Here is a 12157-nt window from a genome sequence, read left to right as displayed (position 1 = left end):
TAGCGTCTAAGTATTGATTTTTAAATGAAAAGAGAGACTCGAGTTAACGAGTCTCCCCAATATTTGACATAGAGCCTTAAAAAACTGACCTCCTTAAGTTGGTTTGTTAGTCCAACTTTTGGGGGTCAGTTCAAAATTCGTGACGATTAATTTTTTATTTGTTTAAAATTTTTGCAGCCATTTCTTTTCCAAAGTCTATAAGCTTTTTAATTTCTTCATCCGTTGCTGCACCTTGGATTTCTAGTTGTGTGTCAAGTACATCGTACTTGCCATCTTCCATGTATTTCTTTAGGGTTTTAAGAGCACCGCCTGACCAAGAATAGGAGCCGAAAATTCCCCAATAATTATTTTTCATTCTTTGGTGAGAAACTTCTGTCATTAGATAATCCATTGGTGGGAATAAGTTGTTGTCGTAGGAGCATGATCCTATGATTACGCCCTTGTATCTCCAAATATCTGATAGGAGATAGGAGTTAGATGTCTTTGTGATGTCTCTGACCTTGATATTCTTAAGTCCGCCTTCAGAAAGTCCCCTTGCCACAGCTTCTGCCATCATTTCAGTATTTCCATACATTGAGCCGTAGATAACAACGCATCCGTCAACAGTTTCTTGTTTAGCAAGAGATGTGTAGATGTCAATTATTTTCTTAGGATCTTCTCTCCAAATAGGTCCGTGATCTGGACAAATTAATTCTATTTCAAGTCCACTTAATTTATTTAAAGCTTTAAGGGCTTGTGCTGCATATTTTCCAACTATATTTATAAAATATCTTGTTGTTTCTTCGTGATAGTGAGCGTCGTATTCAATTTGATCGTCAAAAATTCCGCCGTCAAGAGTTCCAAAGCCACCAAAAATATCTTGTGAGAAAAGTGTCTTTGTAGTTTCTTCATAGGCTACCATAGATTCAGGCCAGTGAACCATTGGAGTCATGTAAAAAGTATATTTTTTATCTCCTAGTTCTAGTGTTTCACCATCCTTAACTTCTATGATGTTGTCTGTAATCTCATAGAAATTATTTAGCATGGCAACAGCTTTTTTATTTGTAACAAGTTTCGCATCTGGATAGATTTCCAAAATTGATTTAATTGAAGAAGTGTGGTCTGGCTCCATGTGATTAATCATAATGTAGTCAATCTTTTCACCTTCGCCAATTATTTCATTTATTTTTTGCACATAGGAATCAATTGTGTTTACTCTTACTAAGTCAAAAAGTACATTTTTTTCGCCCTTAACAAGAAAAGAGTTGTAAGCAACTCCCTTTGGTAGGGGCCACATGCCTTCAAATAGTTCAGTCTTTCTATCATTTGTGCCTATATAGTAAATGTCATTTTTAATAGGCACTGACAATAAATTTTCCATAAAATCCTCCTTATTTTTAATTTATTTAAACTACCTTAAGTCTTTTAAGATCAGGACCAAGTCCTTTGACAAGAAATTATTTTAATATCTCCTCCTAATAAAATTCCAAAAAGTCGTGTCGCTCTCCCTTTTCTTTGAATCCTAAGATTTGTTCCATGTTTACATTTTCAGTTGCTCGAAGAATATTTATGTCTACATTTTTGTTTTCTTTTTTTAGCTCTTCGATTAAGTCCTTAATAAAAAATCTCTTGTTGCCAGACTTTTTCTTTGTCACAGTGCAGGCACAGTCAAGGGCAGATAGTCCCGTTGACCTCATAAAGCGAATAATTGCCTCTTCACGAACTAAATACATGGGTCTAATTAGTTCAAGCCCTTCAAAGTTTTGCGATTTTAATTTCGGCATCATAGTCTTGAAGTCGCCAGCATAAATTATATTTAAAAGAACAGTCTCTATGACATCGTCAAAGTGATGACCTAGGGCAAGCTTGTTACAGCCAAGTTCCTGAGCCCTGTTGTATAAATTTCCACGGCGCATTCTCGCGCACATATAGCAGGGAGATCCGCCCTCAGACATTTTTTCTGCAACGGAAAAAACATCAGACTCGTGAATCTTTACTGGTATGCCAAGCTTTTCGCAGTTAAACTCCAACCTCTCTCTATTTTCAGGAAGGTATCCTGGATCCATGGCTATAAATTCCAGGTCAAAGGGCACCTTGTTGTGTTTCTTTAATTCCTGCAAGAGTTTTGCAAGAGTGAGGGAGTCCTTGCCACCAGAAATTGCAACGGCAATCTTGTCGCCAGGGCTTATAAGCTGGTACTTATTTACGCCTTGCACAAATTTTTTATATATGTCTCGTCTGTAAGTTTTTATAAGGGACCTTTCTATGTCCACAGTGCTTTTTATTGTTTCCAAAAAATTCCACCTTTACCAATCTAATCTTATTATAGCACAGTTAATTTTTATTTTTAATATAATAGAATTTGTAGGCCAGTTAAAAATTTTTCTGCTAAAAAAATATTGGTGATTTATAAAAAACATCTATTTTAAAATAAAGGGCTAAAAATCATTAATTTTTCAAAAAATATTTATGATGTGATATAATTTATGTAATTAACTAAGGGACTCTACTTATGTAGAAAGAAGAAAAGGAAGTATAAAATGGTAAATTATAACGTTAAGAAAAATTACACATTACTTGTGGATTTTTATGAATTAACAATGGCAAATGGATTTTTTAAGGAAGGCATGAGAGACAAGACTGTCATCTTTGATATGTTTTTTAGGGAAGTACCTGACAACGGTGAATACACAATTGTTGCTGGTCTAGAACAATTAATCGAGTACATGGAAAATCTCCACTTCTCCGAAGAAGACATAGAATTTTTGAGAGACAAAAATATTTTTGACGAAGAATTTTTAGATTATCTATATAATTTTGACTTTCAATGCGATGTCTGGGCAATGCCAGAGGGAACTCTCGCCTTTCCAGGTGAACCCCTTGTCACAGTTAAGGGTCCTGCTATCCAGGCACAAATGCTTGAGACTATGGTTCTCTTGACTTTAAATCATCAATCAATGATTGCCACTAAGGCATCTAGGATTGTCAAGCAAGCCAAGGGAAGGCCAGTTGTTGAATTTGGATCAAGAAGGGCGCAAGGTTATTCTGCTGCAAACTTAGGAGCAAGGGCTGCCTACATTGGTGGCTGTGCAGGAACTGCCAACACTTTATCTGATAAGATGTTTGGAGTGCCAGCTCTTGGCACCATGGCACACTCTTGGGTTCAAATGTTTGACTCTGAACTTGAAGCCTTTAGGGCCTTTGCAAGAGTTTATCCAGACAACTGTCTACTTCTAGTTGACACTTACGACACCCTAAAGGAAGGCATACCTAATGCCATAAAAGTTTTTGACGAAGAAGTCCTCCCTCGTGGATTTAGACCAAAGGGAATAAGAATTGACTCAGGAGATATCACTTACATCTCCAACAAGGCGAGAAAAATGCTTGACGATGCAGGCTATCCTGACGCACAAATTATGGCATCAAACTCTCTTGACGAGTACACTATAAGGACAATCCTCCACCAAGGGGCAAAGCTTGATTCCTTTGGAGTTGGGGAAAGACTTATTACATCAAAATCATCTCCAGTTTTTGGCGGAGTTTATAAATTAGTTGCAACTGTAAGTAAAGATGGAAAAATTATTCCAAAGATAAAAATTTCTGAAAATGTTGCGAAAATTACTACTCCAGGCTTTAAAGAACTTTACAGATTTTATGAAAATGAAACAGGCAAGGCAATGGCAGATGTAATTGCCCTAAGGGATGAAGAAATTCCTGAAGACAATTATGAAATCTTCCACCCAGTTTACACTTGGAAGAGAAAAACCCTCACTGACTACACAGCCAAAAAGGTTCTAGTACAAATTTATGACAAGGGAAAACTTGTCTACAAGCTTCCAAGCCTTGAAGAGATAAAGGAAAAGGCAGAGAGAGAACTTGACACACTTTGGGAAGAAACAAAGAGACTTGACAATCCAAATGAATACATCGTTGACTTGTCAGAAAAACTTTGGGAAGTTAAGGACCAACTTTTAAAGAAACACGGTAAAAATTAAAAATAGAAAAATAGAAAGGGAAGAAATATGCAGTATTACGGAAATGTTTTTAGACCGCCAAGTGAGGCAAGGTCTCTAATTATTCAGGCAACAGTGGGTTGCTCCCACAATTCTTGCACATTTTGCTACATGTATAAAGATGACGACTTTAGGATTAGACCTCTTGAAGATATAAAAAAGGATTTAATCGACATGAGCTCCTATGGAGATTATTTCGAGAGAATTTTCTTGGCTGACGGAGATGCCTTGATCTTAAAGACAGAAGATCTACTTGAAATTTTAAGAACTATAAAAGAATATTATCCCAATGTAAATAGAGTTTCATCCTATGCGACAGCCCAGGACATTAACAGGAAGTCCCTTGAAGAATTAAAGGCTCTAAGAGAAGAAGGACTTGAAATGCTCTATATTGGTTTTGAAACAGGCGACGAGGACCTCCTAAAAGAGATTCAAAAGGGCATCAGCTATGAGGAATATGTCACAGCAATGAAAAAGGCAAAGGAAGCAGGTTTTAAGACTTCTGTAACTATTATTGCAGGTCTTGGTGGAGTTGATGGCATGGAAAGAAATGCTATTGGAACTGCCAAACTTGTCTCTGAAACAAAGCCAGACTTTTTGGGATATCTCACAATGAGAATTTATAAGAACACTCCTCTTTATGCCGACTACATCTCTGGCAAATTTAAAATGCCAGATGCAGGAGAAATTTTGGAAGAGATGAAAATATTTTTGGAGCATGTGGATTCAGAAGGCACAGTCTTTAGGTCCAATCACGCATCAAATTATGTCCTACTTGCAGGCAACTTAAATGAAGATAGAGAGGCTCTAATAAAGTCCATTGAAAAAACTTTGAAAAAGAAAAACTTTAGACCTGATGTATTGAGAGGTTTCTAAATTGAGTAAAAAAGATTTAAAAAATAATGCAGCTTCAAAAAATGAAGAGGATTTAAAATTACAGGAGATTTCCAAGCACCAAAATAGGGGCGTTATTTCCTTTACCAAGGATGAGGATGAGAAGGCTCTTGCAGTAAATCCCATAAGATTTTTGCTTCCCCTTGATTATAGCAAGGCTCCTCGTAAAGAAGAAAAACTTGAAATTGACTACAAGGAAAAAGATGAGCCCTCCAACAAGGATTTTGAAATAATTATGGAAGTAAATCCAAGCAATTTTGAAGATGACAGGAAGAAAAAATTTAAGAAAAAAAATAATTTGCCAATGCTTTATGACAAAGAGAAGATGGAAGAAGAAACTATGGGCATAATAGACGATTACGCCGACATCTTCTCAAGGCAAATGAAGCTCATGATGGATTTTTCTGAAATTTACGTCAAGAGCATAAGTAGTATGCAAAAATCTTTTTTTGAAGACTACTTTAAATTATTTGACGACTTTTCAAAAGAATAGAGGAGAAATATGGAAGAAAGAAGAGAAAAAAGAGAAGAAAGAGAAGAAAGAAAAGAACTAGAAGAAATGGAAAAGACAAGCCTTCCTTTGAAAAAACTATCCTTTAAAAACGAAGTTTACAAGAAAGTTTTTTTACTGGGACTGGCACTTTTATTTGTCGCCTATTTATTTTTAAATAGCAAAAGTATTTTCAAAGGCTTTGGAGTCCTACTTGGTATATTGGCACCCTTTATACTTGGAGGAGTCATTGCCTTTATTATGAAAATACCTCTAAACTTTTTAGAGAGAAAAGTTTTTGACAAGGTAAGAAATGAAAAATTTCAAAAACACAAGAGGACAATTTCTATTGCAATTTCCTTTATATTTATAATACTTGTATTTTTCCTTATTACTGCAATAATTGTGCCACAGCTAATAAATTCCTTTGATGGACTTAGAAAGTCCCTACCTAGCTTTTTACAAATGGCAATAGATAAGACTAGAGAAATACCTTATCTAAATAATTATTCAGACAAGTTGCAAAGTGAATATGACAATTTAAGCTGGAATGAAATATTTAATAGGATAAAGGGATTTGTCACATCCAGTGACAAGTCATCACAAATACTTAGTGGCGCTCTTTCCACTGCATCAAGTATTTTAGGTGGACTTGTATCCTTTATGCTTGCCCTAATTATATCAATTTACATTTTGGCAGATAAGGAAAGACTTGGCTATCAAGCTAAGAGAATTTGTTACTCCTTTTTCGATAACAATCTTGCAAATAAAATAATTCATGTATTTCATCTTCTTCACGAAAACTTTTTTGGTTTCATAAGAGGACAGCTTACAGTTTCAACTATTATAGGTATTGCGACCTTTGTGGCTTCCTTTGTTTTAAGGATACCCAATGCGGCAACTCTTGGGGTAATAGTTGGCGTCACAGATTTAATTCCAATTATTGGTCCCTTCCTTGGTGGAGCAATGTGCTTTATTATGATAGTAATAGAAGACTCCACAAAGGCTCTTATGTTTTTGGTCTTAATTGTAATTCTTCAACAACTTGAATCAAACTTAATTTATCCAAAAATTGTTGGAGACGAAGTTAGACTTCCTTCACTTTGGACTCTTGTTGCCATTACACTTGGTGGATCATTATTTGGAGTAGTGGGAATGTGGGCTTTTATTCCACTGGCATCAACTCTTTATGAACTAATGAGAGAGTATACAAAATATAAAATCGACGAGAAAAATTTAGATTTAAGAATGAAAAAAATTTAAAATAAAAAATAAACTGCTTGAGAAAATTATTCTCTAAGCAGTTTTTTCTTGGAAAATTTTAAATATAAATTATTTATTTTTTCTTCTTCTTATCTTTTTTGTCTTCTTCCTCATCTTCTTCTTTACTTTTTTCTTCTGCTTCCAAAATATTTCCTTCGCAGAACAAGTAAGTTCTCATTTGTTCGTCCCAGCCTTCTTGGTTGCGGCGAAGCCATTCAAGGGTCATCATTGCGTGTTCAATTTCTTCTTCAGCATTGTGCCACATGATTTCCTTTAATTCCTTGTCATCAGTTACAGCAACTCTTTGGTAGTACCAGTCAACTGCTTCGATTTCTTCTTTTAGTGAATTAATCGCCCTAATAATTTCTCTTGATTTCTTTGTCATTTCCGCTGCGGGTTCGTGATAATCGTTAGCCATAATATGCCTCCTTAAAACAAAAATACAATCGGCTATTAAAATTATAACCCAAAAATGTGGAAAATAAACAAAAAATTGAAAATGTCTTTTTTGGGGTATAATAAAAAAAGACAGAAAAGGAGAGATTGAAATGATAGAATTTAAAAATGTCAGTAAAATCTATCCCGGCAATCAGGTTGCAGCTGAAAATATAAATTTAAAATTTAAGGATGGAGAATTTATATGTTTTATTGGAGCCAGTGGATCGGGCAAGACAACTTGCATGAGAATGATCAACAGGATGAATGACATTACTAGCGGAGAAATTTTAATAAATGGCGTAAATATAAATGAAATGGATCCCGTTGACTTAAGAAGGCAAATTGGCTATGTAATTCAACAAATTGGACTTTTGCCACACATGACTGTCTATGACAATATTGTCCTCGTGCCTAGACTTTTGAAGTGGGACGAAGACAAATTAAGACCCATAGCAGAAAATTTAATCGAAAAAGTGGACCTTCCACTATCTTACTTAGATAAATATCCTTCAGAATTATCTGGAGGTCAACAACAAAGAATTGGTGTAATAAGAGCTCTTGCGGCAGACCAAGACATAATTTTAATGGACGAGCCCTTTGGTGCCCTTGACCCAATAACTAGAGACGCCCTACAAAAACTGGTAAAGAGACTGCAAAAGGAAATGGGAAAGACCATAGTCTTTGTCTCTCACGACATGGACGAGGCACTTAGCCTTGCAGATAGAATTGTAATTATGAAAAAGGGTCATGTGGAGCAATTTGACACGCCAGAAAATATTTTGAAAAATCCAAAGAGCAAGTATGTAGAAGATATGCTTGGGGAAGAAAAGTTAAACGAAGCCAAGACATCTTATAGGACTGTGGAAACTATTATGCTTAAGAATCCAGTTTCCTTAACTTCAGATAGGTCAACCTACGATGCCCTAGCCCTTATGAGAAAGAAGAGAGTAGACACAATTTTTGTAACAGACGAAGAAAATCATCTACTTGGAGCAGTGGGTATGTTTGACATTGGTCGATTTGGCAAGAAGATAAAATCTCTTGATGAAGTTATGGAAAAGGTCTATGCCATAAGAGAAGACACTGTAATAATGAATGCCATTCGTGACATTTATAACTTGGACATAAAAAATCTTCCCGTAGTTGACTCTGAAAATAAACTAGTTGGACTTGTAACTAGAGCCTCAGTAGTTGACACAATCTACACAAACCTTTGGGAAAATGAAGAGGAAGATGAAGTTGAAGAAATTTTTGAAGATGACAATTTATCTAAACTTATGAAGGATGCATCGGGAGAATCCTCTAAGAAGATAGGTGAAGATAATGCTTAATTTCTTAATGACTAATAGCACGGAGATCCTTTCAAAGTCCCTGGAGCATCTTTTTATTGCCTCAATTTCACTCTTTTTTGGAGTTTTAATAGCAGTGCCCCTTGGCATATTTTTGACACGCTCAAAGACGGCAGCAAAAATTGTCATGGCAATAGCATCAGTTCTACAAACTGTGCCTTCCTTTGCTCTACTTGCCCTCATGATTCCAATTTTTGGCGTGGGCAAAAAGCCAGCCATAGTTTCACTTTTCATATATTCCCTACTTCCAATTTTGAGGAACACCTATCTTGGCATAGCAGGAGTAAATGACAAGCTAATAGATGCGGCAAGGGGCATGGGCATGACCAGGTCACAAATTTTATTTAAAGTGCAAATACCTATGGCAATGCCAGTAATTATGAGTGGCATTAGACTTTCTGCCATTTATGTCCTTGCTTGGACAACACTTGCAGCCTATGTAGGAGCAGGTGGACTTGGCGACTTTATCTTTAACGGACTTACCAATGCCATAATGCCTATGGTAGTTTGGGGAACAATCCCAGTTACCCTTATGGCAATAATTGTAGACTTCTTATTTGGCATACTTGAAGACAAACTTTCACCTAACAAGACAAGTGGGGTGGCATAATGAAAAAAACAAATAAATTAAAAAAACTAATTTTGATTTTTGTAATGCTATCCATGCTTTTAACATCTTGCACCCTTCCAGGTCTAGGAGGAAATACCAAGACCAATGTAGTTGTAGCCACAGGCTCAAATACAGAAAGACAAATCTTAGGTGAAATAGTAAAGCAAATGATTGAGCACCACACAGACCTTAAAGTTTCACTTATAACAAACCTATCATCATCAGTCCTAAATCACATAGCCATGTTAAAGGGAGATGTCAATGTAGTTGGAGGCATGTACACAGGCACAGCCCTCAGTGGCGAGCTTGGCATGGAACCCATAAAGGATCCAAAAAAGGCAGAAGAAGTTGTAATGAAGGAATATTACAAGAGATGGGAAAGATATTGGTATCCATCCTTTGGCTTTGACAACACCTATGCCTTTATGGTTACAAAAAAATTTGCAGAAGAAAATAATTTAAAGAAGGTTTCAGACCTTGAAAAACTAGCAGATAAAGCCAGTGTTGGCGTGGATACAGCTTGGATAAAGAGAGAGGGCGACGGCTACAAGGCCTTCCAAGAAATTTACGGCTTTAAATTTAAGACAATCTACCCCATGGACATAGGACTTGTCTACACAGCCCTTGCCAGCGGAGAAATGGATGTGGTCCTTGGCTATTCAACAGATGGCAAAATTTCATCCTACGACCTAGTAGTCCTAGAAGACGACAAAAGACTCTTCCCACCTTATGATTGCTCACCAGTAGCATCAAAGGCAATAGTAGAAAAATATCCAGAAGTGGAAGAAACCATCATGAGACTTGTGGGACAAATCCCATCAGAAACCATGCAGGAATTAAACAGGCAAGCCGATGAAGACTTAGAAATGCCAGCAAAGGTAGCAGAAAACTTTTTGAAGAAGAATAATTATTTTGAAGACCTAAAAGTTGACAAAAATAAAATAAAAGAATACAAAGAATTTGTGGAAGGAGGAAAAAATGTCTGATGTAATAATTTACTATGCACAAAACTCATCCTATGTCTTTGAGCAGTTCCTTAGACACTTTCTAATTTCCATATACGGAGTTTTATTTGCATCAATAGTAGCAATTCCCCTTGGATTTTTTGTGGCAAGAAGGAGAAAACTATCAAGGCTTACCATTAGCATTGCCAATGTAATGCAGACAATACCTTCCCTTGCCATGCTTGCCATCCTCATGTTTTTAATAGGAACGGGACCAGACACAGTGGTCTTTGCCGTATTCTTATACGCCATCCTTCCAATCCTAAAAAATACAGTGGCGGGAATAAATTCAGTAACACCAGAACTCGTTGACGCAGCCACAGGCATGGGCATGACCAAGCTTCAGCTCATGACAAAAGTTGAACTGCCCCTTGCCATATCAATAATAATGGGCGGCATAAGAAATGCCCTAGTCCTTGCCATAGGAGTGACAGCAGTGGGAACCTTCATAGGAGCAGGTGGACTTGGCGACATCATAACGAGAGGAATAACAGTAGCTAATGGCAGCCCAATAATAATAGCAGGCGCAATCCCAACAGCCCTTATGGCAGTCTTGGCAGACTTTTTGCTGGGAATAATCGAGCACAAACTAACACCAAGAACCTTTACCAAGATTTAAAATTCAAAAATTTTATTCGTTTTATGTTAATTAAAAAGTATATAAAAATTTTATAAATGTTATAATTAATTTAACAGGAGGTGCAAAATGAATAAAGATGTTATTGAAAGAGTTCAAATTAAAGACTTAAATTTCGATGATATATTTTTTGATTCTCTAAGAACTGATTATGAAAATTTTGATATTTGGTTAAAGAAGAAAGCTGATATGGGAGAAAAAGCCTATGTTTTAAGGTCAAATGGGCAATTAGCAGGGTTTTTATATCTTAAAGATGAAGAAGAAGACGATCTTGATATAATACCAGCTTTTGACAAAAGAAGAAGATTAAAAATTGGAACATTAAAGATAGACTCACATGGAACCATATTGGGGCAAAGGTTTTTAAGTATTATTTTAAGAAAAATGTTAAATGATGGTTATGATTTTACATATGCTACATTATTTAAAAAACAAGAAGGTTTGATTAATTTATTTGAGAAATTTGGTTTTTTACTTTGGGGTAAAAAATCTAATGGCGAATTAGTTTATTTTAAAGATTTGAGAAAACAAGGTAATATTTATAAAGATTTTCCTAGAATTAATTTATCGAATAATACGGATAAACATTTGCTATCAATTCGTCCAGAATATCATACAAAACTTTTTCCTGATTCCAGACTGAACACAGAGCGTAATCACATTGTAGAAGATTTATCATTTACTAATACAAGTGAAAAAATATATCTTTGTAATATGGTTGGAGTAACTAATATGAAGCCAGGAGATTTTATCGTTATCTATAGAACAAAAGAAAATAACGTAGCAGAGTATTCATCAGTGGCTACTTCGATTTGTACAGTTGTAGAAATGAAATATATTGATGAGTTTAATTCTTTAGAAGGATTTATAAATTATTGTGGTGAAGGTACTATCTTTAATAAAAATGAGTTAAGCTATTTTTGGGCAACAAGAAAATACCCGTATATAATAAAAATGTTGTATAATGCTCCTTTAAATCATAGAATTATTAGAAAAGATTTGGTTGAAAAGATTGGATTTGATAGAAAAACTTACATGGGATATGTTCATTTAACAGATAAACAGTTTGCTAAAATACTAGAAGAGGGAGAATTGAATGAAAGTTTTATTATCTATTAAACCAGAGTTTGTAAAAGAAATTATTGAGGGTAAGAAAAAATTTGAATATAGAAAAAAACTATTTAAACAACCAAATGTATCATCTGTAATAGTTTATGCGACAAAGCCATATGGCAAAGTAGTTGGAGAATTTGAAATTGGAGAAATTATTGAACGCGATTTGGAGGCGCTTTGGAAAGAGACAAAAAATTTTTCTGGCATTTCAGAAGAGTTTTTTTACAGATATTTTAAAGACCAAGAAAGCGGGTTTGCAATAAAAATAGAAGATTTTGTTGAATACGATGAGCCTTTAGATTTGAAACAACTTGATTGTAATATAAAGACAGCTCCACAGTCATTCTGTTATGTAGGAGGGCGTTGA

13 protein-coding genes are annotated in these 12157 nt (G+C 35.4%); 10 read left to right on the top strand and 3 right to left on the bottom strand.

Features of this window, described 5'->3' with window-relative positions; genetic code table 11:
* Positions 1-154 precede the first annotated feature (154 nt).
* Both WMO19_RS05845 and WMO19_RS05840 read right to left on the bottom strand, forming a co-directional pair.
* Positions 155-1360, bottom strand: coding sequence for an FprA family A-type flavoprotein (locus WMO19_RS05845; RefSeq protein WP_349170689.1), 1206 nt, complete (start codon positions 1358-1360; stop codon positions 155-157).
* Between the two features lie 94 nt (positions 1361-1454).
* Entirely contained in the window at positions 1455-2273 is an 819-nt protein-coding gene (locus WMO19_RS05840) for a tRNA lysidine(34) synthetase (RefSeq protein WP_349170687.1), read from the bottom strand.
* Positions 2274-2519: 246 nt separating this feature from the next.
* On the opposite strand from WMO19_RS05840, the gene WMO19_RS05835 reads away from it, so the two are divergent.
* From WMO19_RS05835 to WMO19_RS05820, 4 genes are read left to right on the top strand one after another with little or no spacing between them, the layout of a single operon-like run.
* A complete protein-coding gene (locus WMO19_RS05835) occupies positions 2520-3974 on the top strand; it encodes a nicotinate phosphoribosyltransferase (protein ID WP_332087655.1) in 1455 nt (484 codons plus the stop codon).
* 27 nt (positions 3975-4001) lie between these two features.
* Positions 4002-4868 carry a radical SAM protein gene (locus tag WMO19_RS05830; RefSeq protein WP_349170685.1) on the top strand — a complete coding sequence of 289 codons (867 nt, stop codon included), beginning with the start codon at positions 4002-4004 and terminating at the stop codon, positions 4866-4868.
* Between the two features lies 1 nt (position 4869).
* Positions 4870-5379, top strand: coding sequence for a hypothetical protein (locus WMO19_RS05825; RefSeq protein WP_349170683.1), 510 nt, complete (start codon positions 4870-4872; stop codon positions 5377-5379).
* A gap of 9 nt (positions 5380-5388) precedes the next feature.
* Positions 5389-6639 carry an AI-2E family transporter gene (locus WMO19_RS05820; RefSeq protein ID WP_349170681.1) on the top strand — a complete coding sequence of 417 codons (1251 nt, stop codon included), beginning with the start codon at positions 5389-5391 and terminating at the stop codon, positions 6637-6639.
* A 73-nt stretch (positions 6640-6712) separates the two neighbouring features.
* On the opposite strand, the gene WMO19_RS05815 is transcribed toward WMO19_RS05820, so the two are convergent.
* Positions 6713-7057, bottom strand: coding sequence for an encapsulin-associated ferritin-like protein (locus WMO19_RS05815; RefSeq protein WP_288163886.1), 345 nt, complete (start codon positions 7055-7057; stop codon positions 6713-6715).
* A 130-nt stretch (positions 7058-7187) separates the two neighbouring features.
* On the opposite strand from WMO19_RS05815, the gene WMO19_RS05810 reads away from it, so the two are divergent.
* The 6 genes from WMO19_RS05810 to WMO19_RS05785 all read left to right on the top strand — a co-directional run bounded on the left by WMO19_RS05810 (position 7188) and on the right by WMO19_RS05785 (position 12157).
* Positions 7188-8408: an ABC transporter ATP-binding protein gene (locus WMO19_RS05810; protein WP_349170679.1), complete on the top strand. Its 1221-nt coding sequence runs from the start codon at positions 7188-7190 to the stop codon at positions 8406-8408.
* On the top strand, positions 8401-9036 hold the full coding sequence (locus WMO19_RS05805) for an ABC transporter permease (protein ID WP_349170678.1): 636 nt from the start codon (positions 8401-8403) through the stop codon (positions 9034-9036). The genes WMO19_RS05810 and WMO19_RS05805 overlap by 8 nt, the downstream gene beginning before the upstream one ends.
* Complete coding sequence (locus tag WMO19_RS05800; protein WP_349170676.1) at positions 9036-10022, top strand: osmoprotectant ABC transporter substrate-binding protein; 987 nt, start codon at positions 9036-9038, stop codon at positions 10020-10022. The genes WMO19_RS05805 and WMO19_RS05800 overlap by 1 nt, the downstream gene beginning before the upstream one ends.
* Positions 10015-10659, top strand: a complete 645-nt coding sequence (locus WMO19_RS05795) for an ABC transporter permease (protein ID WP_288167274.1) — start codon at positions 10015-10017, stop codon at positions 10657-10659. Before WMO19_RS05800 ends, WMO19_RS05795 begins: the two co-directional genes overlap by 8 nt.
* A gap of 87 nt (positions 10660-10746) precedes the next feature.
* On the top strand, positions 10747-11796 hold the full coding sequence (locus WMO19_RS05790) for a hypothetical protein (RefSeq protein ID WP_349170674.1): 1050 nt from the start codon (positions 10747-10749) through the stop codon (positions 11794-11796).
* Positions 11774-12157, top strand: a complete 384-nt coding sequence (locus WMO19_RS05785) for an ASCH domain-containing protein (protein ID WP_349170672.1) — start codon at positions 11774-11776, stop codon at positions 12155-12157. The genes WMO19_RS05790 and WMO19_RS05785 overlap by 23 nt, the downstream gene beginning before the upstream one ends.

The sequence above is a fragment of the Peptoniphilus hominis (ex Hitch et al. 2025) genome, assembly GCF_040096015.1.
GTDB classification, from domain to species: domain Bacteria; phylum Bacillota; class Clostridia; order Tissierellales; family Peptoniphilaceae; genus Peptoniphilus_A; species Peptoniphilus_A hominis.
Note: the sequence above shows the minus strand (reverse complement) of the source record. Positions and strands in the feature narration are given on the sequence as shown.